Below are 25,192 nucleotides of genomic sequence, written 5' to 3' on the forward strand. Positions count from 1 at the left end.
TCTTTCCTAGATATTGTTTTCTTCAAATGTTCTACTCCAGCTACTTACACCGGATATTATTACATTTGGAGTTCACTCCAAGTCAAGCGATTTTGTTGCGTGATGCCTTCATATAGGACTAATTGTTCAGAATCGGTTCAGTGGGGTTTCGTATAATTCTCTTAGCATAGTTCCTTGGTTGCATAATACGTAGGACTAAACATGACTAAAGACTTTGATAAAACAGGATATATGCCAATAAATAGCGTCTAGGAGTGGAAATGTTGAAACTTATAAATCGAAATAAATGGATTGCATCTGCGATGGTATTGGGGATTGCTTCAGGCTCCATCGTATCTTTGCCTTGGCTGGGGGGCGCTCAGACTGCTTATGCAGCGACAGCAGATACACAAAGTGAAACTGGATTTGTAGCACAAGCTCGTACTTTGGGTTTGATGACAGGTGGGAATCAGGGCGATTTTATGGCACAAAAGAATTTGACCCGCGCTGAAGCGGCCAAAATTTTGTGCGGTCTGTTCCAGTTGGAAGTTAACAATCAGCCGCAGACTTCTTTTATGGATGTATCGTCCGATGCATGGGGCGCTCCCTATATTGAGGCCGTACGTGCAGCCGGGTATATGACAGGTAACGGAGAACTCTTCCGTCCGGGGGATGCCATTACCAAGGAAGAACTGATTGTTTCGCTCGTACGTGCAATGCACTTGCAGGATACAAGTACTGCGGATGCACAGCAAAATGCAGTTCAGGTTGCCCGCTCTTACGGTCTGTTAACAGAGGATGCTTCTGCAACGGATTTGAAAAATCCATTGAACCGGGAGAGTGGTGCGGAAGTATTCGTCAGCCTGCTGGATCATCCGGTAGGAGAAGTGAAATCAGAGGGCAATACCGTTCGAATCGGAAATATCCCGTACCAGTTGGAAGGATCTTTGCAAGGCTTGTTTGGTGAAAATAACAAAGCTGTATTAAAAGGGGCAAAAATCGATCTTAACCGTAATTTGCGTACACTCACAGGTGTAAATAAGCTGGAAATTAACGCAGACGGTGGTGTATTTGACGGTAAGGGTGTGTCTTTTGATGGACGCCTGATCGTCAATGGTTCGGTAACCTTGAAAAACATGTCCTCCACAGGCGTATTAGAAATCAAAGGCTCAGGGACCCAGCCTGTATCGGCCATTTTGGAAAATACGACATGGTCCGGTGTAGAACTGGGCTCCAAGGATGCCAAACTGACTGCAACCGGGACGACAAAGATTGACAACCTTACGCTGAAAAATGATGCATCGATCGGGACCGAGGGGGATGCAGCGATTAGTCGTGTTTCATTGCAACAGGGACTAGGCAAGCTGTTGGTGAGCGGAAGTATTGGTTTGCTGGATGCATCACAATATGTGGGTGTTCCTTTTATCACACTGGCCAAGGGGGCTGCAATCAACCAGCTCAATCTGCCGGAACAAAAACAGCCGCAGGATGTTATTGTTAACTATAATGCGATGAAGGAAGCAGTTAGTCTCGTAAATGGTACGAAGAACTCATCCTCTGTTGGATCGGTTGTCACGGACACAGATAGCAAAGATAAGAAAAAACGTGACAGTGATATCGTCAGTATAGACCGCAGTCAGTTGGAGACGGAAGTCCATGCAGCCAAAGAACTGTTGGAGCGTGCAGGTGAGGGTGGACTGGATCAGGCGCTTTACACGGTCTCAGCGAAGGAAAACCTGTCCATAGCAATCAATCAGGCTATGCTGGTACTGAACAATACGGCAGCTACACAGGCAGAAGTAGATCAAGCGCTCAGCACATTGAAACAGGATGTTTCTGTGTACACAACCTCAGCCACAGAGCCGGTGATTGGAACACAGGAATTAACTAGACTGGTTCAGTTAGCTTCGACTACCCTTGAACAAAACCGAATGGTTGGTGATGAATTTCCACCTCTTTGGGACGACTCACTAAGTCAAGCGATTCAATTTGGCAACAATGTGTTGGAAGGAAATGCGCCTCAAAATATTGTGGATCGGGAAGCAGAAAGCTTGCGTCGAGTAATAAAGGTATACAAAGCATCAGTAAAACTCAGAGATGCCTATCTGCATTTTGTCGATGTAACAGATCGTGTGGATAATTTGAAAACAGATAAAGCGCGTTACAAGTCCTTAGTAAGAGAAGGATCAAATGTATATGTGAATCCATTGGCTACAACTGAGCAGTTGGAAGAATGGACACAAAAAATAGATCTTGCTACAGAATCATTCTTGGCACTGCAAGCAGCGGACTTCTCGGTGCTTAAGAATACTTTACAAGAAGCGCAGGTTATCTACGATCAGAATGGTTCTCAAAATGCTGAACTAGATAACTTGATTCAGGAATATACAGAGAAGATGCACACTGCTATGACCCAGCAGGACGTATTGAACTTGAACATGGAGCTGAGTCAAAGGCTTACGGAGTTCACTGTGCCATTGCCTGCTACAACTCGGGAAAAACTGCAGCAGCTGGTTCAAGATATTCAACTAAAACTGCTGTCTAACCCTGTGGCTCGTAATTACTTGAATACGGAAATGCTGTCTTTAGAGCAACAAACAGGACAAGCCAACTTTGCACTCATTATGCCATTTACTCCTGAGGAGCAATTGGTCATCTCTTATAATCAATTAAGTCAGGCTAAAGGGACCTATCTTGAAAAATATAACGAGAAAAGACTACAATTGAGAGACAAAGTCATTGAAATGCAGACTTCGATCAATGGAATTTTGCTGCAAAATTCAGGCGCATTAAGCGCTGAGGCTCAGCAAGCCTTGTCTTCTGCTTCAGAGCATGCCTCTACTTTCTTAGGCTTGTCCAGCTTTGAATTACAAGACGTTGTTCCTGTATATGAGGAGCTGCAACAAGTACAGAGCCAGTATGCTGCACCTATAACGGTGGATACTACGTTGTTGAATCACAATATCAATTTGGCCAATAATGAAATTTTGACGTTCGGCCGTCATTATACGGAACAAGATAACGAAGAACTTCAAGGGCAGATTAATCTGGCAAACCTTGTGCTTAATAATCCGGATAGCACACAGGTACAGGTAGACCAAGCTAATACGGATCTGATTACAGCGTTTGCGAACTACCAATTCAAATGGATCGTAACTGATCTTGATATCAATGAGCTTAAGAACATTGCGAACAATCTGCTTACAGTAAATGGTACAGATCCTACGACGGTCTACTTTCACAGAGTAGTGGATGCATTCAATCGTTTGGACCAGTATTTGCCTATGCCAGAACTTAAGAAAAATTACATGGATCTGGAAGATGCGATTCAGGAGTATAAAGATTTTGTAGCCAGCCAGCAACAAAACAGCGGAACAGGAAGCAGTGACAGTAACGGTCGACCAACGCCGCCGAGCGATAGCGACGGAACAGGAAGCAGCGACAGCAGCAGTGGAGCAACACCGCCGAGCGATAGCAACGGAACAGGAAGCGGCGACAGTAGCAGCGGAGCAACACCGCCGAGCGATAGCAACGGAACAGGAAGCGGCGACAGTAGCAGCGGAGCAACACCGCCGAGCGATAGCAACGGAACAGGAAGCGGCGACAGCAGCAGTGGAGCAACACCGCCGAGCGATAACAGTGGAGACGATTCAAGCTCGATTCCTGGCGGTAGTATTGATGGCGTTATGATTCCTTAATAGGAGAGGCTAGAAACTACAAGTACGTATTGAAGGGGACGATTCCGCACAGATTTTATCTGCGGCGGGCGTCCTTTTTTGTATGGACAACGCTTCTAATGTAGCTGAATAGAATAACCGATACAAAAGATAGACGTTATTGAAAAGAGCGGAGGATTTATGAAAAAACAGGGTGTTTTATTTTTTATTATACTTCTGCTTGCGGTTGCGTTACCAGTGTATCCGTTAGTGTCGGGTGTTTTATCCGGAAACAGTCATTGGAAAGCTCATAACGGTATTATTGATTTGCGTAATTGGGACCCTCATAAGGAAGGCCCTGTACAGCTGGGAGGGGAGTGGGAATTTTACCCTAATCAGCTTGTGCAACCTTTATCCTTTCATGAAATGCAACAAGATAAGGATTGGGAAAGTCATCAGAGTTCTTCAGAGTTGGGGATGGAAACGAGATCTTCTGCCAAGATTGTGGATGTGCCAGGTAGATGGAATCAGTGGATGCCTAAGGGACAGGCGACCGGATATGGAACCTATCATATCCGTGTGCTGTTGCCTGAAAAAGCGGAAAATCTGTACGGCATCTATATGCAAAACATTCGCAGTGCCAGCCAAGTATGGATTGACGGAGAAAACGTCGGAGCGAGTGGTATTCCCTCTGTTTCTGCCGACAAGGGTAAGCAGGGCAATGTTCCCTATGTTGGGTTTGCATCGGTAGATGGACATTCGGCTGATATTACCGTGCATGTGGCTAATTATAGCTATTCCTCTGGTGGGATTATTTATCCACTGTTATTTGGGGATTACGAGAGCATTACGCATAGCCGGGAAGTTGCAATGGCAGAGGACACCGTACTGATCGCAGGATTTTTTATTCCTACCGTATTTTTTATCATGCTATACCTTTTGCGTAAAAAGGAGAAGGCATTACTTTACTTAGGATGCTTTTGCATCGCGGCTTTATTTTATATTCTGACACATGGAGAAAAGCTGCTGGTTTGGGGAATACCGGATTTACCTTATGAATGGGTACTGAAAATACAGTCGTTCTCGTCAACGCTGTTCTACTATTTTCTGATCCGCTATGTTCATCTTTCGACGCAGATTGTTATGAATCGGATCGTGCTGCGCTTCTATCATATTACAACCGCACTGATGCTGGGTATGGGGCTATTTTTGCCTACATTGGTACTCTCATCCTTTGAATTGTTTATTCTTCTTTTTGGTGTAGTCAGTGTGGGATACGTGTTACTAATCTTGATTCGTGGGCTTCTTCAACAGACGGATGACGCTGCACTGCTAGTCATTAGTATTATGAGCATTCTTATGATTGTAGTGACTAGTTTTGTGTATATTCTGGGCTGGGGAGATGTACGTGGGGTGACAGCCTATGAAATGCTCATATTCGTATTGGCTCAAACACTCCTACTAGCCAAACGTTTTGTACATTCGTTTATGGAGGTTGAGAACCTGTCACGACGGTTGCTCACACTGGATGGGTTAAAGGACGAATTTCTAGCGAACACGTCACATGAACTGCGCACTCCTCTGCATGGGATTATTAATATCGCTCAATCCATGCTAGACCGCTACGGGACACAATTCAATGAGCCGCAAAAGCACAATTTGGTCTTGATTGCGAATGTAGGACGCAGACTTTCTTATTTAATTAACGATATTCTGGATTTTTCTAATTTAAAAAATGGAAGATTAGCCTTAAATCGTCGGCCTGCCAATGTACAGGCAGCTGTGAATTCCGTGCTGGAGGTATTGGGTCATACGGTGGGTAAGAAAAAGCTTCATTTCGTCAAAGAATGGCCCCATTCGTTGCCCAAAGTGGATGCGGATGAGGATCGGCTGATTCAGATTTTGTACAATTTGTTGGGTAATGCGGTGAAATTTACGGAGGAAGGCGAAATCGTAATCTCTGCCAAAGCGGGGAGCCGTGAAATGGAAATCAGTGTGAAGGATACCGGACCTGGTATTGCCCAGGAGCATCTTTCGCATATATTTGAACCTTTTAACCGAGGGGCGAATGCTGAGGATGAAGGATACAGTGGGACAGGGCTTGGGTTAGGCATAGTCCGTCGTCTGGTGGAGCTGCATGGGGGTCATATCCGGGTAGAATCTAGATTGGGCAAGGGTTCGACCTTTTATTTTACAATGCCCTTAGCACAGACAGGAACGTTGGTGCATGAAGCTCAAAACGATGTTTCTTCTGCGGTTATATTGCAGCCTGGCGTGACGTCGGGTCAGAATGTGATTTTGCATGAAGAGGATGCACTGGAGCAAGTTCAAACTGTTCCTTACAAAGTGCTGGCTGTGGACGATGATGAGGTTAATCTTCGGGTGCTGGAGGAGCTATTATATACCACAGGTTGTAGCGTGGTGGCTGTGGATCATGCCGAGGAGGCACTTCACATGCTGAATGGCCGTACCCGATTTGACCTGGTCATTACGGATTGGATGATGCCGGAAATGTCCGGTATTGAGCTGTGCCGACGGATACGGGAACGGTATTCCCTGTCCGAGCTACCGGTGCTGCTGCTGACGGCACGCGACCTGCCCGGCGATATCCGCGCAGGTTTTATGGCGGGAGCGAATGATTTTCTACGTAAGCCTGTTGATGCTGAGGAATTAAAGGCGCGTGTGCGCACGCTGTTGAACATGCGTCATTCGGCAGAAGAAGCGGTGCGTTCGGAAATGGCCTTTTTACAGGCACAAATCAAGCCGCATTTTCTGTACAATGCCTTGAATGTTATTGTGTCGACTGTAGCCGTAGATCCGGACAAAGCAGCGGAGCTGCTCATGGAGCTGAGTCAGTATTTGCGGGGCAGTTTTGATTTTCAGAACAGGGAGAATACGGTGCCGTTATCCAAGGAGTTGGAATTGGTAGAATCGTATGTGGCACTGGAAAAAGCGCGATTTGAAGAACGTTTGCAGGTGACCATAGAGGTAGGGAGGAACATCCGGTCGCTTATCCCGCCATTAAGCATTCAGCCTATCGTGGAAAATGCGATACGGCATGGTGTGATGCAACGGGCAACGGGTGGAACCGTGCGCGTAGTTGTACAGGAGGATGGAACCGATTTTGTGGTCAGCGTGACCGATGACGGCGTAGGGATTCCACCCGAGCGACTGGAACAGCTGCTGTCGGAGGATCATGTATCTTCCAGCGTGGGATTGCGTAATATCCATCGCCGTCTTATCCATATGTATGGAGAAGGGTTGCGGATTGAAAGTAATCCTATGCAAGGGACGACGGTAAGCTTCCGTGTGCCGGAAACGATCACACCCCGGAATACCGATGAATAAAAAAAGTACAGTATATTTGTCGGAAAAGCTAATGTCGCGTCCGCGATGATACGATATATAAAATATAAGAAATTAAAAATCGTATGGTTAAAGCAGATAGCATGTAAATAGAGCATCATGATGGATGGTTACAGCAGGAAGGGAGTACGGACACAAATGAAGGCGATTTTGATTGATGATGAGAGATCGGCATTAACCTACTTGGAACGGCTGCTGGAGGCGGACGGACGGTTAACGGTAATGGGCAAATATACGTCTGCACAAGCGGGGCTGGATTATCTGGCGGCAGAACGTGCGGATATTGTTTTTATAGATATCGGAATGCCAGAGATGAACGGTCTGGAGGCCGCCGAGTGGATTCAGCAGCTGGATTCTCATATTCATATCGTCTTTGTGACCGCGTACTCGGAATATGCTATTGAAGCGTTCGAGCTGCAAGCACTGGATTACTTGTTAAAGCCCGTTCATGCCCGGCGGCTATCCAAAACGTTAGACCGGATTGCAGCCACGCTGGCTGATTCCCGCTCTTCCAGCAAGGGAATTGCGGCAGAGCAATCCCCCAAGGTGCGTTGTTTTCAAAAACTTGAAATTTTGGAGGTTGGACAGGAAGCCGTAGGAACGAAACCACTCAAATGGCGCACATTAAAGTCACAGGAGCTATTTTCCTTTTTACTACACCATGAAGGGGAATGGGTGAGCAAAGAACAATTGCTAGATGCGCTGTGGCCTGAATATCATTTGGACAAAGCCGTAGTTCACCTGCACACGTCCATTTACCAAATTCGCAAGGCGTTGAAAGAACGGATGCAAGATACGAAGCTGGAATACAATCTGGATCGCTACCGCTTGAACCGCAATGGCTGGATTACAGATGTGGAGCTATTCGAGCGGGGAATATCCGAATGGGCTGCATCCGGTAGCGGCGGTACGCCGCGTATTGAGAGCCTGTTGGCTCTATACCGTGGCAACTATCTGGAGGAGCACGATTACCCGTGGGCGTATGCAAAAAGGGAGAAGCTGCGCAATATGTATCTGGCATGTGCTTCTGAGCTGGCGAGAGAAGAGCTTCGCTCAGGTCGTACCCGGCAGTCTGTTCAGCGCTTGCTCAGCCTACAGCAACGGGAGCCGTACTCAGACGATATCTGCAGTCTGCTGCTGACCGCCTATGCCCAACTGGGCGATTATACCGCTGCGCAAAAGCATTATGAAAGCTTCGCCAATATACTGGAAGATGAGTTGGGTATTGAACCGCAGCAGGTGACGCATCAGTTATACGTGCAATTAAAAACACAGACGCTACCTGCGTAAACGGCTGTACTGGCTCAGGTCGTATGAATAGGCCAACCGGAGATTACTGGTTGGCCTATTCTATTGGAGATTCTACGAGGGAGGCAGCCGGGAGAATGTGATAGCGCTGCTTTTTAGTTTTCACAACCGTTTGCTGAAGCTTTAATACACTTTTCTCCTGGTGGAGGATAAATACCCCAATTCTTCACGGTATTTGGCTACCGTTCTGCGTGACAGCTCTAGTCCTTCCTTTGCCATCCGCTCTGTGATTGCCTGATCTGAAAATGGTTTTTGCTTCTCTTCACTGTCGATGATCTGCTTTATCCGCATTTTTGCGCTCTCTGATGAAGTAGCATCTCCGTCTTTCGATCCTAGGGCGGAGGTGAAGAAATATTTGAGTTCAAACAATCCACGGGGCGTCTGCATGTATTTATTACTGACCGCCCGGCTGATCGTGGATTCATGCAGGCCGGTTATTCCAGCAATCTCCTTTTGGGTCATCGATTTCAGATGATAAACGCCATGCTCAAAAAACTCCCGCTGCCTATCAACAATAGCCTGGGCCACACGCATCAGGGTCAGGCGGCGCTGCTCAAGGCTATGAATAAGCCATAATGCTGTATTCATCTTCTCACGAAGAAATCGTTTCTCTTCCTCCATTGCCGGCTTTCGAAGCATACTTTGGTAAAAAGGATTAATCCCGACGCGTGGGACTGTGATATCATTAACTGTCACAACGTAGTCGTTTTTGGATTTCTCCACTGAGATATCTGCTATATGATACTGGCGTTCATATGGAGCAAATGCCGCTCCCGGACAAGGATTCAGCTTGCGTATCTGATCGATCATTTGTTGTACCATGTGAATGTCGATCCCTAGAGCATCCGCGATTTTTTGTATGCGGTTACATGAAAGATTGACCATGTGATGTCGCACGATTTCTTCCAGGTAAACATCATCATTCCCGGCATATCGCAGCTGCAAAAGAAGACATTCCTCCAGACTGCGGGCAGCGATTCCTGCCGGTTCAAAGCCTTGGATCAGGGCAAGTATATTTTCAACCTCATCGGTGGGGACGTCAAGTATTCCGGCAGCTGTATTTACATCCAGCTCAAGGTAGCCTTTTTCATTTAAATTCCCAATTAGAAACATGCCAATCATCTGTTGTAGTTTGGATAGCCCGCGGACCATCCCAAGCTGCGCTTTGAGATGTCTATATAAATTATCTGCGGGATTAGAGACAAAGTCCAGAAGGTCTACCGGATTATCATTTTTTCGTAGCGAATATTCTTCTTCTGTGTTGATTCTTTCGATGGACATATCGATCTCTGCCAAGTCAATGATCGGATTTTCATTTGCTTGCTCATGAAGATATGACATCAGATCGACCGAAGAATATTGAAGAATCGTGATGGCTTGTCGTAATTCTGGAGTCATAGCCAGCCTGAATGTTTGCTCTTGCTGTAATCCGTAGCGCATTATTTTATCTCAGCTCCTTACTGGGAAACAAAAATAACTTTTTATGCAGCTTATTCGTGAAGCTTATGCAATTATACTGCCAACCTTTGATCTTGGAAAAGAAGTGAATGGAATGGGCTGAATTTGAGTTTTGGATAGATTCAATAAAAAGGGTATCAGATTAATGATTAACTTGTCAGTTTATTTTCTTGTAGAGGATTATTTCTTTTTTTATATACTAATTAAATAAGAACTAGTCAGCATGGGGGAATACCGTGAAACGAATTGATGAGATCTTAGAGTATATTGCCAATGGGACAAAGAAACTGTCGGTAGAGGCCTTGCAGGACGGCGGTGGAATTACGGCTGCGGAAATAGCCGATCAACAGAATATGTTAAGAAATAATGTAAGCAAGGAGCTTAATAGCCTACTTCGCGCCGACTTGATTATTAAAATCAAGGGGAGACCCGTCAAGTTTTTGCACAAGCAGGTGATCGAGGAGACCTTTCGGGTTCAGCTTAAAGAGAAACAAATCCAAGTCAACAGTATTCATGAAATATTGCTGCCTGGAGAGCAAGTGGATCCGTTTCACGCCTTAATTGGTTTCATGGGGAGTATGAGGAACCAGGTTGAGCAGGGAAAAGCGGCAATATTATACCCGCCGAAGGGCCTACATACGCTGATTGTGGGACAGACTGGCGTTGGAAAAACAATGTTCGCTAGGTTGATGTATAATTATGGGAAATATATGAAGCGCTTTTCAGAGCAAGCACCGTTTATCGTATTTAACTGCGCTGATTATTACAATAACCCTCAGCTGCTACTTTCCCACATTTTTGGTCATGTAAAAGGAGCATTTACCGGGGCTGATCGGGAGAAAGAGGGACTGGTCGAGAAAGCGGATGGGGGCATTCTGTTTTTGGATGAGATTCATCGGCTGCCCCCAGAAGGCCAAGAAATGATATTTTATTTCATGGACACGAACAGTTACAACAAATTGGGCGAGTCGGAGCGCAAGCGGGAAGCGAATGTGCTGCTCATCGGCGCTACGACCGAAGATCCCGGTTCTTCCATGCTGAAAACCTTTATCAGACGGATACCGATTACGATCAACATTCCTTCCTTGCAAGAGCGAACTGTTGAAGAGAGGTTTTTGATCCTGAAGCATCTCTTTGCAAACGAAGCCCATCGTGTGAACAAGCCTATTAGGGTTGAATTGGAAACTGTAAAAGCACTGATTGGCAGCGTAACCTATGGAAATATCGGTCAGTTGAAATCGAACATTCAGCTTGTGTGTGCCAAAGGATTTTTGAACAGCATACATGAAAATAAGGAAGAGATTGAACTTGATTTTAAAATTTTGCCCGGAAATATCAAGGAAGGTCTATTTAATATGGGGAAGAACCGCAAGGAGATTGCCGAAATGGAGATGGTCAACTCCTCGCTGTATATTACTCCTGAAGGCAGCAAAGGAATGGATGAAGTAGACGCTTTTGAACTGCCGTTCAACTTGTACAAATTGATTGAAGACAAGATAGGGATGCTCAAAGAAGAAGGACTCGACGACAGTTTTATCAATAAGTTTATTACTACAGATGTCAATATTCACATCAAAAGCTTCTATAACCGATTTTATAACATCAAAGGGGGAAGGGAACGGATCCTTAAGATCGTAGGCAGAAATATCCTAGAGTTCGCTGAACAGGTGCAAGAGATGGCTCAAAAAGAATTGAACAGAAATTACAGCGACAGGTTTGTTTATGCCTTCAGTCTTCATTTAAGTGCTTTTTTAAAGCGAATCCGGGAGAAAAAATATGTCAGTAAACAAATCTATGAACCGATGAATGATCAGGATGAAGAATACAGACTGGCACTCATTATCAAGGATTTGATCGAGTCCAAGTTTGAAGTCAGCGTACCCGATGCCGAGACCACCTATGTGGCGATTCTTCTGAAATCGGTAGAAGAGGAGCACCAGGGAAATGTGGGAATCATCGTAGCTGCACATGGCAACAGTACGGCAAGCAGTGTCGTTAGCGTTGTCGACAGCCTGCTGGGGAGCTCAAATATTTGCGCAGTAGACATGCCTTTGGATGTTAGCCCCAGAGAAATCCTGGAAGTTATTGTGGAAAAAGTGAAGGACATTGACAATGGCAGAGGCGTATTGCTGCTGGTTGATATGGGCTCCTTGCTCAATCTTGAAGCAACCATTATGGAACGTGTCGGGATTAAGGTGAAGACTATCGATATGGTTTCAACCCCGCTTGTGTTGGAGGCTGTGCGAAAGGCCAGTATTTTTGATATGAATATAGAGGAAATTTATCAATCTTTGAAGGATTTTCGTGGATATAACACTGGAAATGCTGGAGTGAAAGCGGAAAAGACCAGTAATAAGGTAATCGTGACGGTCTGTTCCTCCGGCAAAGGTGCCGCCGCCAAGCTAAAGGAGTTTGTAGAGAAGGTTGTTTATGACTTAACCGAAGAGAAAATAGTTGTTGTACCGGCAAAGGTCAGGGAATTGGATAAAGTGGTGAAGGATTTACGGGCCAAGCATACGCTTCTTGCGGTGATTGGGGTTAAGCGGCCAAGCGAGCTCAATGTACCGTTTATCCCTTTGGAAAAACTGATCGAGGCAAGCGGTGAACAGGCATTAAGAGAATTGTTGCTCAACAATCAGTTGCCTGTTATGCATGAACACGGAAGCGTGATCGTAAGAGATCTATGTGAGGATACGCTAAAGGAGTTTATGACTTATTTGAATCCTCACAAAATTTTGGGGATTTTGATGAAATTTATCGAGCAGCTGGAACAGGAACTGGAGGCTGATTTCCATTATGCAAAGAAGGTTCAGCTTGCTGTTCATACGGCTCATGCGCTGGAACGAATGGTCATTGGAGAAGGGCTAGTGTATCAGGAGGATGTATCCTTGCTTGACCAACGATTAATCGATGTGGTGAACCGTTCCTGCAATATATTTGCCTCCAGTATTAACATTAAGCTGACTAATGATGAAAAATATTATATTTGCGAAATCCTAAGCGAAGTATATAACTGTATCCCCAAGTAGTGGCGCAAGTGTATAAAACGATGCTGGATGTGTATTAATCATGCGGATAAGGATAATAAGTAGTTGGTGAGAAAAGGCCAAATTCCCGGAGTAGCCGAGGGTTTGGTCTTTTTTTTTGATAGTTAATCGCATCATACAGAATCTTGGCATGAGACTTGCATATAAGTATAGGCGAAGGATGCAAGGAGGGGGTGAAACAAATGATAGGTGTTATTGTTGGCACTCATGGAAAATTTTCTGAAGAGATCCTAAGATCCACGGAAATGATTTTTGGCCATCTGGAAAATGTGGTGGGTGTAACGTTTGAACCAGGTGAAAGTGTTAACGGACTTGTTGAGAAGTACAAAGCGGCCTTGGAAACAATTGATTGGACGGACGGATTGATTTTTCTCGTCGATTTGTTTGGTGGCAGTCCCTATAATGCGGCCAGTAGGATTGTGGCCAGGTATGAAAAAATGGACATTGTAACAGGGGTAAACCTGCCAATGATCGTAGACCTGCTGACTAATAGAGGGCTGGAGAACGTGGAGAATCTAAGTGATCTGGCCATCCGTGCGGGTCAGGATTCAATGAAGTCTTTTCGTGTCATCCGGGACATACAAACAGAGGAGGAATTATAGGTATGGAAATATCATTTGTTCGTATTGATGACCGTCTGATTCATGGTCAGGTGGCTACGGTGTGGGTGAAGGAAACGAAGTGTAACAAAATTATCGCCGTCAGCAATGAGGTCGCTGCGGATACGCTGCGCAAAACCTTATTGTTACAAGTGGCGCCGCCAGGGATTAAAGCTTATGTTGTCACGATTGCGAAAGCGATTGAAGCTTATAACAATCCTAAATATAACGATTTCAAGACCTTGTTCCTGTTTACCAATCCCACGGATGTACTGCGGGTTGTAGAAGGTGGGGTACCGTTTACATCGGTAAATGTAGGTGGAATGTGCTTCAAAGAAGGCAAAACACAAATTACCGGAGCAGTGTCCGTAGACAAGCAGGATGTAGAGGCATTTTATAAATTGCACGAAAAGGGGATAGAACTGGAGATTAGAAAAGTGGCCAGTGATCCTAAAATTAATTTGATTAACAAGCTCCAAAATGTCCAGTTTTAACAACACGTACGCATAAGAGAGGGGGTCAAACATGAGTGTTTTTGAAATCGTAATGGTCACGCTGGTTGCAGCCATTTGCGGAATGGGCAGTGTTTTGGATGAAGGACAGACTCATCGTCCTATAGTTGCGTGTACACTGATCGGTCTGGTCCTGGGAGATCTCAAAACCGGTATTATTCTAGGCGGTACGCTGGAATTGTTGGCTTTGGGCTGGATGAATGTCGGAGCGTCCATGGCTCCGGATGCGGCTTTGGCCAGTGTAGTCTCAACCATATTGGTTATTGTCGGGCACCAATCGATCGGTGCGGGAATTGCCGTTGCGATTCCGATTGCGGCTGGCGGACAAGTGTTAACTATCTTTGTTAGAACGATTACCGTGTTCTTTCAGCATCTGGCAGATAAATATGCCGAATCTTCAAATTTCAAAGGAATTGAATTATGTCACTTCATAGCCCTCCTTCTTCAGGGATTACGCGTCGCTTTGCCTGCCGTATTGGTGGCTATTGCAGCAGAAACCGGTCTGGTTACGACTTTGCTGGACGCGATCCCGGAGGTCATTACAAAAGGGCTGCAAATTGCTGGGGGATTCATCGTCGTTGTAGGGTATGCCATGGTTATTAACATGATGGCAGCCAAATATCTGATGCCTTTCTTTTTCTTGGGCTTTGTCATCGCAGCATTTACAAGCATCAATCTGGTTGGCTTTGGAATCATGGGGGCGGTTCTGGCTCTGCTGTATATCCAGCTCAATCCTAAATATAGCCAGCGCAAAGATCAAGTGGGTGAAATTGAAGAGCTCTAAAGAAATTCTTAATGAAAGAGTGGGGTACTATGGAAGAAAAAAAGTTGACCAAAAGCGATTTAAACAAAATGTTTTTCCGTTCATGGTTCCTGCTGGGCTCGTTTAACTTTGAGCGTATGCAGTCGATTGGTTTTTGTGTCACCTTGATTCCGGCAATCAAGCGGTTATACAGCAAGAAGGAAGACCAAAAAGAAGCACTAAAGCGGCATTTGGAGTTTTTTAATACTCAACCGTTTATCTCTGCACCGATTATGGGGGTAACGGCCGCTATGGAGGAGCAGAAAGCCAATGGCCAGCCGATTGATAATGCTACCATAAGTGGTGTGAAAGTTGGCTTAATGGGACCTTTGGCTGGAGTAGGAGACCCTATTTTCTGGGGAACATTACGCCCCGTTCTGGCTGCATTAGGAGCTTCCATTGCGTTGTCCGGAAGCGTTATCGGGCCTGTCCTATTTTTCTTGCTTTTTAATGTTATTCGCCTGGCCACTAAGTGGTACGGACTGAAATACGGCTACAAAAAAGGGACGGAGATTGTGTCCGACATGTCCGGAAACCGACTGCAAAAGCTTACGGAATCGGCCTCCATCCTGGGACTATTTGTTATGGGCGCCCTCGTATCCAAATGGACTACTCTGAATATACCACTCGAAGTATCCCGATATACCCGTTCGGATGGAGTAGAGGTTGTTACGACGATACAGATGATTCTGGATCAATTGATACCTGGTCTGTTACCTCTCTTGCTGACTTTTTTATGCATGAGACTGCTCAAAAAGAAAGTAAATGCTATAGCTCTGATTTTTGCTTTATTCGCAATAGGAATTATTGGATACGCTCTTGGTGTATTGGCTTAAGCCAATTTGTAAAGTGATCCGGTCAAGCAGCCGTCTCTGACCGGCAACCTGCCGCTTAACTTGTAAACGCTTTAAATTTTACGGATTAAAATATTCAATCATCTACAAGCGAATCTGCTAGCGTTCAACGATAGTCATGAAAGGCTGCTGGCTTGTTGATAGCTGATATAAGCAATGATTCTATATCATTAATCACTACAGGCTCAATGATGGTTTTAAAGCCACATTGAGCCTGTAAAAGCAGGTTCCGCTCTTTTGCTGTTAGTATGTTCGTTGCAATTTCTTGGAGGAGCTTGCCAGCTCGGGTACTAATAGCCTCTTTTCTCTATGATCTGATATTCGCCGAGACCTGTTTTCTTCAGCGGCATATGCATATAGCATATCTCTCCACAGTTAGGTCATATTGAGAGGTTTATGAAGCCATGAAGACTTAAGGAGGCCACTGCATTGGGAAAAAGGAGACGAACTGGCTTTAAGGGCAAAAGAATTAGGGTGGACGTTAGACAATCTTCTTCAGCTCAAACAGGGCAAGGCGGCAACCCCATTTCTATCAATGCTTCAGACGTTGGGGTAGTAAGAACAGATGTTAAAAACAAATAATCGACTTGGATAGAAGCCCATATTTAACGTAAAAAGACCACCAGGAACAAGTTAACTATCTTGTTCCTGGTGGTTTCGCTTTTTTTGCCGTATTCGGCAGGTACTTTCATCAGCATCCGCGTCTACATAGCCTATGCCTTGCTTTGCGTCTTGTTGTCGACTTCTTTTGCAGAGTTGATTGATCGCACAGGCGTTGCCTTCAGCACAGCATATCCGTAAGGAGGAAGCTCGGCATGCAGTCCCTTCGGTCCTACGGACCACTGGCTTTCGCCAAAGGCTAATTGCCATTCCTGCTCAGGAATGTCCAATTCAAAAACGTGATCCTCATCGGAACGATTGAGCAGCACGAGCAGCACTTCTTCCCCGCTGCGGCGCTCGTAGGCAAGTGAGGCACCCTCCGGCTGTGCCTCCAGGAAAGTGATGCCTCCTTGATCACGGAGGACCGGGTGCCCCTTACGAAGCGCAATCAGCTCGCGGTAAAAGTCGAACAGCTCGTGGTCCTGCTTATCGGCATCCCACTCCATGCACTGGCGGCAGCCTGGATCGGCATCTCCATCCAGGCCGATCTCATCGCCGTAAAAAATGCAGGGTGCGCCCATATACGTGAACTGGAACAAAGCAGCCAGCCGCATCAGTCGCATGTCGCCCCCGCACAGCGTCAGTAGGCGCGGTGTATCATGGCTATCCAGCAGATTGAAAGCAACCTCGGATGCTTGCTGTGGATAGCGGGCCAGCTGTCGTCCGATGGCGTAGGCAAAGCTTTGGGCATCGGTCACTTTTTTGACGAAAAAATCATTCACCGCGTAGGTGAACGGATAATTCATCGTTGCATCGAATTGGTCCCCCTGAAGCCATTCAGACGATTCATTCCACATTTCACCCAAAATGTACGCATCCGGATTGGCCTGCTTGACCGTAGTGCGGAATTCCCGCCAAAAGGCGTGGTCCACCTCGTCTGCCACATCCAACCGCCAACCATCGATGCCGATTTCTTCGATCCAGTGCTTTGCCACATCCAGCAGGTACTTTTTTACCTCAGGATGTTCGGTGTTCAGCTTGGGCATCATCGGTTCCAGCCCGAATGTATCGTACGTCGGTATGCCATCCACCACTTTCAGGGGAAAGCTATGTACATGGAACCAGTCCTTGTAAGGCGAGGCTTCGCCTTTTTCCTGGACGTCGACGAACGGTTTAAAAGTACGCCCTGAATGGTTGAACACCGCATCAAGCAGCACCCGAATTCCTCGATCGTGGCAGGCATCGACCAGTTTTTTCAATGTCTTTTTGTCCCCGAAATGTGGGTCCACCTCCATATAATCCTCTGTATCATATTTATGATTGGTCGTCGCCTTGAAGACAGGAGTCATATATATGGCGTTAATTCCCAGATCGTTCAGGTGGTCCAGGTGATCCAGGATCCCCTGTAGATCGCCACCGAAAAAATTGTCTCTTTGTGGGGTTCCACCCCATGTCTCTGCACCTTCTGGGCTGATGGAGGGGTCACCGTTCGCAAATCGTTCCGGGAAAATCTGATAAAATACCGCATCCTTCACCCATGCAGGTGGCTTCAGAATATCAATCGGGTTCAAGAACGGATATTGGAACAGTTTATCTGCATTTTCGGGTTCTTGGGTAGTAAAGTCGTCCTCGTTCATCCAAATACGTTCCTCACCGTCTTCTAGCAAAAATCCATATTTCAGCCGACGGTGAGTAGGTTTTATACTGCACTCATAGTAATCAAACCTGCCATCAGTAGCGAATTTGGACATCGGGACAAGCTGTCGGGTGCGGTCCCAATCGTATTTATCTCCGGTGAGAGCATGAACGGTGTTCAGGTCATTTTTCTTCGCACGTAGCCGTAGAAATATCGTTTCATCATTATAACCAAAAGCCCAATTGCGTTTCGGGTGATGGTATATTGCTTCCAGCAGCATCGGGTAGGCCTCCTTTTTTCATAAGCATTCAAATTTGAAAATGTGAAGCGTATGTCGTATAAGATAGTTATTAACCTTTTTAAGTGGGTTATGTACCATAAATGCTATAATGCCCATTACATAAAAGAAAAACGATAAGTAGGTGCTCATGATGAAAACAAATGTGTTATATATCGAAGATGACCAGGATATCGGTGCTTGGACGCATCAGTATTTGGAAGAGCGGAATTACGCTGTAGTATGGCTTCGCAGCGGGGATGGGGCTGTGGAGGCAGCCCGTACGTGCCAACTCGTGATTTTGGATGTGATGTTACCTGGTCTGGATGGATTCACCATAGGGAAACGGCTCAAGAAAGAGTACCCGGAGCTTCCCATTCTCATGTTGTCTGCTCGTACCTCCATTGACGATAAACTGCAAGGACTGGATTTCGCCGACGATTATGTAACCAAGCCCTTTCACCCGGACGAGCTCATAGCACGTATGGAGATTTTGCTGCGCCGATCAGGAACCGTGCCTGAAGAATCCTTACAACTGGGGCATCTCTCTGTGTTCTCTCCTGATAACCGTATTGTGAACCGTGATACCGGGGAGGAAATTACACTGACAGGCAAGCAATATCACATTTTTGCTTATTTACTGCGGCATTTGGGCCAGATTATGACGAAAGAGCAAATGTTTGAAGCGGTATGGGGAGATCCATATATCGACGGAGACAAAACTTTAATGGTTCACATCCGACACCTGCGCGAAAAGCTGGAGATTGATCCTGCGACACCTCGCATCATTGAGACGATCCGTGGTGTAGGATATCGGGTGAAAGCATAATGAACAGGACGCGCAAGGGTTGGAGGAGGCTGCATCCCAGCTCTAAGCCGGATCAGGGAGGTCGGTTTCGCAGTTCACTGTTGTTCCGTTATCTGGTCATCATTGTGGTTGCTATGATGCTGTTGCCCATTGTGTTGCCTGCTACAGCCTTGATATATAGCGTGTTATTCAATTGGGGGGCGGGGTCCAAGCCTAAAAACGCTTACTATCCCTCTGCTACCCATACCGAAAATAGCTGGCATCGCGAAGCTGTAGCCTTGAAGGGAGCCACACCAGAGCAAATCTCAGTCCATCTGCGCAAAATACAACAAGATATGTTCCCTAAATCCCAAATATTTTGGGTGGATACCGCAGGGTTAACTAGGTTGGAGTTACCGACCCAACCTAACCTGCCAAAACAATGGAACGCTGCGCAGGCTATAGCTTTTATGAAGCAAGCAAGCTATGAGGGGCCGTTTACGGTAGTAGCCTTTATTGGCGGGGGCAAGAATGATGTAAATCAGGGCTATATGGTATTAAAAGTGCCTCGTTCGTTCTTTGAACAGCCACCTACTGATAGTAGTATGTTGATGTACTATTTCTTTTTTATTGTATTGATTTTGGGCGCTTTTATATCCGTATCTCTTCTGTTTTTTGGAGACATTCGGCGTAGACTGTTGCAGCTTCAGGCCGCCATGTCGCAGCGAGGAGAGGACGGCTTGCCTATTCTTGTTGCCAATGGACGCCCGGATGAAATCGGCAAGCTGGAAGAAGCATTTAATCAGATGGTCGAGCAGTTGGCAGAGAGTCGGGGACGTGAGCGTCAGGAGGAAGAGCTACGGAAGAGACTGGTCGCGGATCTGTCACACGATATTCGGACGCCGCTTACGGTCGTGCGTAGCCATCTGTATACACTAGATGGTGAAAATCTCAGCAGCAGAGGGAAACAGTCGATTACACTAATGGAAAACAAGCTAAAGGACCTTGGGAGTCTGATCGACAACTTGCTGACCTATAATCTCCTATCCAGTGGCAAATACACCATGAATAACACACCGCGTGATATCCTGCGGCTAGTGCGGGAGTGTGTAGCCAGCTGGTATCCGGTGTGGGAGAAGGAGGGCTTTGAAGTGGATATCGACCTGCCTGAGCATAGTATGGTGTGGAATGTCGATGAGCAAGGCTTCCGTCGTCTGCTGGACAATCTCTTTCAAAATGTAGTTCGCCATGCTGCCTCAGGCCGATATATTGGTGTTCAAGTCCAGAAGGATAATGGGACAGAGGCATTGGTTATCACAGATAAAGGGCCTGGTATGGAGCAACAGTCCAGTGAAAAAGGAGCCGGGATTGGGTTGGCGATTACAGAACTGCTGGCTCGCGAAATGAATTTGGAGAGGGAGATTTTCAGTTCATCAGCCGGGACCCGAATCCGTTTTTTAAACAAAACTTAAACTCAGAGTTCCCTTGGCTTTAAACTTGGCACGTTACGATAGGTGTCGAGGTGAGGAACTTGAACGAATACATTATTGAAACGAACAGTCTCAGCAAAATATACAAAGGCCGCGCGGCGGTTAATCAGCTGGACCTGAAAATAGCTCGGGGAGATATTTACGGATTTCTGGGTCCAAATGGAGCAGGGAAAACGACAACGATCCGCATGCTGCTTGGACTTATTCGCCCAACTCGAGGAACGATCCGTATATTCGGCAAAGATATTCGCAGACATAAGCTTGATATTTTGCGTAAAGTCGGCTCGTTGGTGGAGTATCCTTCGTATTATGGTCATTTGAACGCCATTGAAAATCTGGAGGCCATTCGCCGTATTTTGAATGTACCCAAGCAAAACATTGCGGAAGTGTTAGAGGTCGTCCGACTGACCAAGCATGCCAAACGTCCAGTCAAAGGCTACTCGCTGGGCATGAAGCAGAGACTTGGTATTGCAGCAGCCCTGCTTGGGAATCCAGAAGTGCTCATTTTGGATGAGCCTACGAATGGTTTGGACCCGGAGGGTATTCAGGAAATGCGCACATTGATTCAGGCGATGCCCAAGCAACGGGGGATCACCGTACTGGTATCCAGCCATCTGTTGAGCGAGGTAGAGCATATGGCGAATACCGTAGGTATTATTCGTGAAGGAGAGCTGGTCTTTCAAAACACGATTCATAATCTCCGTCAGGAATCCGCGGGCGGAATTCGGATCGTCGTGTCGGAACCGGAAGCAGCCCAATTGATTGCGCGTGAGCAGGGCTACCATTCGGTGAAGGACGGATCGGCGCTGGAGTTCGAGAACATGAATGATGCGGCTGTTGCGCTGCTGGTCAGAAGATTGGTCGAAAATACGCATGCCGTATACCGTGTGGAGGAACGCCGCAAATCGCTGGAGGATATGTTCATGCAGGTGGTGGGCAAAGGAGGGGCTTCCTTATGATGCTGCGAGCACTCACGGCGGATCTGCTCAAAGCACGCAGAAAGGGAATCTGGTTCTTGGTGTTCCTCGGTCCCCTTGGGCTGGTGGCCATGCAGGCGCTCAACTTTGGACTTCGATATGACTATCTGATTCCGCGTAACAAGGGTCATCTGTGGGAAGTTTTGATGGATAACATCGCTCTTTTTGTACCCCTTGCGCTGGTGCTAGGAGCTACTATGGTGGCTTCCATGTTGGCGAATGTGGAGCATACATCTAACTCATGGAAGCAGTTGCTGGCCTTGCCGATTTCCAAATTCAGCGTCTATATGGCCAAGCTGACGTTGGCGATTGGGATGCTGTGTGTGTCCTGTCTACTCCTGACGGTAGGGACTTGGGTGTTGGGAATGATCCTTGGCTTCGGGGGAGAACCTGCACCCGTAGGAGAACTGCTACGACTCGGATTTTGGCCCTTAGGCGGCACGTTGCCTATGCTCGTATTATTGTTGTGGTTAACAGTCACATTCCATAATCAAGCGCTACCTGTAACACTGGGCATTACGTTAGGCATTGGCAGCTTGTTTGCTTCACAGTTGTCCGAATGGTTTCCATTGGCCTGGCCTCAATTCGCCTGGGTTGCACCTCAAGCGTGGATGTTTGCGTCCGTCGGGTGCGGAACGGGTATGCTTCTCAGCCTGCTGACAGCGGCCCATTTTAGCCGAAAGGATGTGGCGTAATGTTCGGAGGATATGCACGGTTACTTTCTGTTGAACGGTTGAAAATGGCGAAATCGCCCGTCTGGCTGCTCGCGCTCGTCAGCCCGGCGATTGCCGTCCTGATTGGTTTGCTGGCGAATCCGGGAGGGAACTGGCTGTTGCTGTTGTCAGCCATGCTTACAGTTCATGCGCTGCTGTTCCTGCCGATGCTGACGGCCGTGTTTGGGTCTCTGGTCTGCCGTTTCGAGCATGGGGGCGGCGGCTGGAAGCAGCTGATGTCATTGCCATTGTCCCGCACCAGTCTGTACGCAGCTAAGCTGACTATCATTATGGCCTTGGTCGGATTGACCCAGCTACTGTTCGGGGGAGCGTTGCTGAGTGTTGGAGCTGTGCAGGGGATGAACGGACCGATTCCTTGGGCTGTGATCGCTCAAAGTCTGCTCGCAGGCTGGGTAGCCTGCCTGCCGCTGGCTGCGTTGCAGTTGATGGTATCCTTCTTGTGGTCCAGCTTTGCCGCACCGCTTGCGTTGAATTTTGTGTTCACCGTGCCGAATATTCTGGTCGCCAATTCTCAAACCTACGGTCCGTACTATCCATGGACACAGCCTTTATTGGCGATGATGCCGAGTGGAAGAGACAACTTTGGGGCGTTCATGGTGCCAACTGATACACTATTGACGGTTATAATGGGCAGCTTTGTCGTATTTACGTTGGCGGGACTGACGGTATTTCGTTATAAAGAGATATAGGGCGAAATACGGGGATTGCAAAAACTCCTTATCCTCAATGAGGGTAAGGAGTTTTTTTCTGTGCTATTGGTTTACACTAAGTCTGAAATGGCACGGATATTATTGCTGATAAAGTGGCAAGAGGCGTCGAACTTCGCTTGTTCCTCTGGACTTAGTTCCAACTCGATGACCTCTTGAATTCCTCCGCTGCCGATAATCGCTGGAACGCCTGTGCAGACATGGGTGTGCCCGTACTCGCCGTCCAATACAGCAGAGACCGCTATAATTTTACCATCATCATTTAAAATGGAACGGGTAATGTATGCCAGAGCATTGGCAATACCAAAATAAGTGGCGCCTTTGCGGGTGAAGATTTCCCAGCCTGCATCCCTGGTTTTACGGGCAATGTCGTCCAGATCGACGTGGCTGAATCGTTCCTTATGCTGCCGTAAAATGTGTAAAAGCGGCTTACCGCCAATCGTTACGTGTGACCAGGCAACGAATTGGGATTCGCCATGCTCGCCAAGAGCATATCCTTGTACGCTGCGTGGATCTATGGAAAACACCTCAGAAAGCAACGTCTTGAGCCGGGACGAGTCGATAGAGGTGCCCGTGCCGATCACCTTGTTGCGCGGCAGACCGGATATACTTTGTACCATATACGTTACAATGTCGACAGGATTAGCGGCAATGACGAATATACCGTCGAAGCCACCCTCCATAATCGCTGTTACAATCTCTCTGGTGATAAGCACTGCGTCGTCCAGTACAGACAGGCGGTCTTGACCTGGTCTAGGGTTGGCTCCAGCCGTTATAATCACCACGTCCATATCCGTGCAGTCTGCATACGTGCCTGCACGTACCTTAGTACGTGTGGACGTAAACTCCATACAATGGGACAGATCCAGTGCATGGGCCAAAGCCCGATCATACGTGCGGTCAATCATCATGATTTCATCACAAATGGACTGATTAACCATTGAGTAGGCACAGCTCGAACCGACCATTCCCGCGCCGACAATAGCTACTTTCCTTGCCTTCCCCTTCATCTATGTTGCCTCCTCGTTCCAGCGAACGTTAATATGCTACAAATTATGCCTGAAATCCATTTTACGTTACATAACATAACATATTGCTGATCTTTTGAAAATATCCATTTTTTTGTCTCCATTCCGGAAAATTAAAAATGAACTGTGAAATAGGTGTCTTTCTGCGATTAATTGAAGAATGAACGTAAATTATCAATACTTTTACTGGAAGGTAGGAGAGTACATTTCAATTTATATTTAAGGTGATCGCTGTATAAATTATAACATGAACTATGTTGATGGAAGGAATAGTGCCATAGGAATTATAAAAGTATGACATTTATGTGATGCTCTTTAAAGAGTCTTTAGTGTACATAGAACGAAGTATTCTCTGCAATGTCGTTTCTTGTATTTCTACAAAGATTCCGTTATGACAAAGGTTCTTAGCAGTCTGCAATATTAGAACATTTTTGCCAAAGGGTTTCCAATGGATTTCGCGAATTCTACATATACAAGCTTATTTCTTTCCATACCATCCGGGGAGGTAATGATTAAATGGAAGAAATCAAATCGACGACGGAAGCAGCAAAACAGTTGGGAATCGGGGCGAGTACCCTTCGTAAATATGCAGCGGCGCTGGAGGAGCAGGGGTATGTGTTTCAGCGTTCCGCGAATCAATCAAGAATGTTCAGTGCTGAGGATGTTGAGTGCTTGAAGGTGATGCGGAGGGCGTTGCGTGAGCAGCATATGACGATGGAGCAGGCGGTTCAGGTGGTGCTTGAGAGAGTGACCGCTCCCTTTCCAATGGAGGATGAAGAATTCCGCTTGCCACCCATCTCGGATGCTGAGTCACTGACCGCAACCTGGGAAGAAATAATGGCGGCGGCTGAAGGCAGGGAAGAGACGGTCATGCAGGCTCAAGTCGCTGCTACAGTTGAACTGACAGAGTTACAGGATGAAATGAATGCTCAGACACTGTCAGAAGAACCCATGCAGCTACAATTGCAGGAAGAGTTCCAGACTTTGGCATCAACTATTGAGTATAGATTGAAGCAAGCGCCTGTATCTGTACAAACACAGGAGTCCGTAGAGCCACAAGAACTGGCGCAGATGCAGGACATGGTGCAAAACGCTTTGTTGGAAATGCGGAGCCGTTTGGAGGAACTGGAAGCAGAGCATAGTCGTTTGGTGGAGAAAAATGTTAGCTTATCAAACCAACTGGAGGACCATAAACGTTGGATGAAAGAGAGGGTCGAGGAAGAACGGGATCGGCAGTTAATTACGAATTTGCGTACCTACCAGGGCAGACAACGAAAATCGCGCAGTTCGTTGTTGTCCTGGCTTGGTCTGACACCACGCAGACGCAGAGAGGCATAGCCAGCATCTTTTCTGATAAAGACCATCAGACCTTCCG

18 protein-coding genes are annotated in these 25,192 nt (G+C 46.6%); 15 read left to right on the plus strand and 3 right to left on the minus strand.

What is annotated here, in order from left to right; all coding sequences use genetic code 11:
* Positions 1-260: 260 nt before the first annotated feature.
* From MKY16_RS02365 to MKY16_RS02375, 3 genes are all read left to right on the plus strand, one after another.
* Entirely contained in the window at positions 261-3,677 is a 3,417-nt protein-coding gene (locus MKY16_RS02365; RefSeq protein ID WP_340953947.1) for an S-layer homology domain-containing protein, read from the plus strand.
* A 159-nt stretch (positions 3,678-3,836) separates the two neighbouring features.
* A complete protein-coding gene (locus tag MKY16_RS02370; RefSeq protein ID WP_340953948.1) occupies positions 3,837-6,983 on the plus strand; it encodes an ATP-binding protein in 3,147 nt (1,048 codons plus the stop codon).
* Between the two features lie 156 nt (positions 6,984-7,139).
* On the plus strand, positions 7,140-8,291 hold the full coding sequence (locus MKY16_RS02375) for a response regulator (RefSeq protein WP_340953949.1): 1,152 nt from the start codon (positions 7,140-7,142) through the stop codon (positions 8,289-8,291).
* A 141-nt stretch (positions 8,292-8,432) separates the two neighbouring features.
* Here the strand turns inward: MKY16_RS02375 and rpoN are convergent, their stop codons facing one another.
* Positions 8,433-9,749, minus strand: coding sequence for an RNA polymerase factor sigma-54 (gene rpoN / locus MKY16_RS02380; protein WP_340953950.1), 1,317 nt, complete (start codon positions 9,747-9,749; stop codon positions 8,433-8,435).
* Positions 9,750-10,003: 254 nt separating this feature from the next.
* On the opposite strand from rpoN, the gene MKY16_RS02385 reads away from it, so the two are divergent.
* The 6 genes from MKY16_RS02385 (at position 10,004) to MKY16_RS02410 (ending at position 16,163) form a co-directional block, all read left to right on the plus strand.
* Positions 10,004-12,796 carry a sigma-54-dependent transcriptional regulator gene (locus MKY16_RS02385; RefSeq protein ID WP_069010772.1) on the plus strand — a complete coding sequence of 931 codons (2,793 nt, stop codon included), beginning with the start codon at positions 10,004-10,006 and terminating at the stop codon, positions 12,794-12,796.
* Between the two features lie 200 nt (positions 12,797-12,996).
* The gene (locus tag MKY16_RS02390; protein WP_013369099.1) at positions 12,997-13,416 is read left to right on the plus strand and encodes a PTS sugar transporter subunit IIA; all 420 of its coding nucleotides are present in this window, start codon (positions 12,997-12,999) and stop codon (positions 13,414-13,416) included.
* Between the two features lie 2 nt (positions 13,417-13,418).
* Complete coding sequence (locus tag MKY16_RS02395; RefSeq protein ID WP_013369100.1) at positions 13,419-13,907, plus strand: mannose/fructose/sorbose PTS transporter subunit IIB; 489 nt, start codon at positions 13,419-13,421, stop codon at positions 13,905-13,907.
* Positions 13,908-13,938: 31 nt separating this feature from the next.
* Positions 13,939-14,709 (plus strand): PTS mannose/fructose/sorbose transporter subunit IIC, encoded by a 771-nt coding sequence (locus MKY16_RS02400; RefSeq protein WP_013369101.1) that lies wholly within the window; start codon positions 13,939-13,941, stop codon positions 14,707-14,709.
* Between the two features lie 11 nt (positions 14,710-14,720).
* A complete protein-coding gene (manZ, locus tag MKY16_RS02405; protein ID WP_275041127.1) occupies positions 14,721-15,563 on the plus strand; it encodes a PTS mannose transporter subunit IID in 843 nt (280 codons plus the stop codon).
* Between the two features lie 447 nt (positions 15,564-16,010).
* Entirely contained in the window at positions 16,011-16,163 is a 153-nt protein-coding gene (locus MKY16_RS02410; protein ID WP_176715694.1) for a hypothetical protein, read from the plus strand.
* Positions 16,164-16,294: 131 nt separating this feature from the next.
* On the opposite strand, the gene MKY16_RS02415 is transcribed toward MKY16_RS02410, so the two are convergent.
* Entirely contained in the window at positions 16,295-18,097 is a 1,803-nt protein-coding gene (locus MKY16_RS02415) for an alpha-glycosidase (protein WP_340953952.1), read from the minus strand.
* A gap of 151 nt (positions 18,098-18,248) precedes the next feature.
* Here MKY16_RS02415 and MKY16_RS02420 point away from each other — a divergent pair, with 151 nt between their 5' ends.
* The 5 genes from MKY16_RS02420 to MKY16_RS02440 are packed head-to-tail and all read left to right on the plus strand — an operon-like array spanning position 18,249 to position 22,771.
* Positions 18,249-18,923 (plus strand): response regulator transcription factor, encoded by a 675-nt coding sequence (locus MKY16_RS02420; protein ID WP_340957541.1) that lies wholly within the window; start codon positions 18,249-18,251, stop codon positions 18,921-18,923.
* Complete coding sequence (locus tag MKY16_RS02425) at positions 18,923-20,353, plus strand: sensor histidine kinase (RefSeq protein WP_340953955.1); 1,431 nt, start codon at positions 18,923-18,925, stop codon at positions 20,351-20,353. Before MKY16_RS02420 ends, MKY16_RS02425 begins: the two co-directional genes overlap by 1 nt.
* 59 nt (positions 20,354-20,412) lie before the next feature.
* Complete coding sequence (locus MKY16_RS02430) at positions 20,413-21,330, plus strand: ABC transporter ATP-binding protein (protein ID WP_069010774.1); 918 nt, start codon at positions 20,413-20,415, stop codon at positions 21,328-21,330.
* Positions 21,327-22,043: an ABC transporter permease gene (locus MKY16_RS02435; RefSeq protein ID WP_029514716.1), complete on the plus strand. Its 717-nt coding sequence runs from the start codon at positions 21,327-21,329 to the stop codon at positions 22,041-22,043. The genes MKY16_RS02430 and MKY16_RS02435 overlap by 4 nt, the downstream gene beginning before the upstream one ends.
* Positions 22,043-22,771 carry an ABC transporter permease gene (locus MKY16_RS02440; RefSeq protein WP_069010775.1) on the plus strand — a complete coding sequence of 243 codons (729 nt, stop codon included), beginning with the start codon at positions 22,043-22,045 and terminating at the stop codon, positions 22,769-22,771. Before MKY16_RS02435 ends, MKY16_RS02440 begins: the two co-directional genes overlap by 1 nt.
* A gap of 71 nt (positions 22,772-22,842) precedes the next feature.
* Here the strand turns inward: MKY16_RS02440 and MKY16_RS02445 are convergent, their stop codons facing one another.
* Positions 22,843-23,799, minus strand: a complete 957-nt coding sequence (locus MKY16_RS02445; protein ID WP_165147978.1) for an L-lactate dehydrogenase — start codon at positions 23,797-23,799, stop codon at positions 22,843-22,845.
* 534 nt (positions 23,800-24,333) lie between these two features.
* Here MKY16_RS02445 and MKY16_RS02450 point away from each other — a divergent pair.
* Positions 24,334-25,155, plus strand: a complete 822-nt coding sequence (locus MKY16_RS02450) for a MerR family transcriptional regulator (RefSeq protein ID WP_340884179.1) — start codon at positions 24,334-24,336, stop codon at positions 25,153-25,155.
* Positions 25,156-25,192 lie beyond the last annotated feature (37 nt).

Source organism: Paenibacillus sp. FSL L8-0641, from assembly GCF_038006265.1.
GTDB classification, from domain to species: domain Bacteria; phylum Bacillota; class Bacilli; order Paenibacillales; family Paenibacillaceae; genus Paenibacillus; species Paenibacillus polymyxa_D.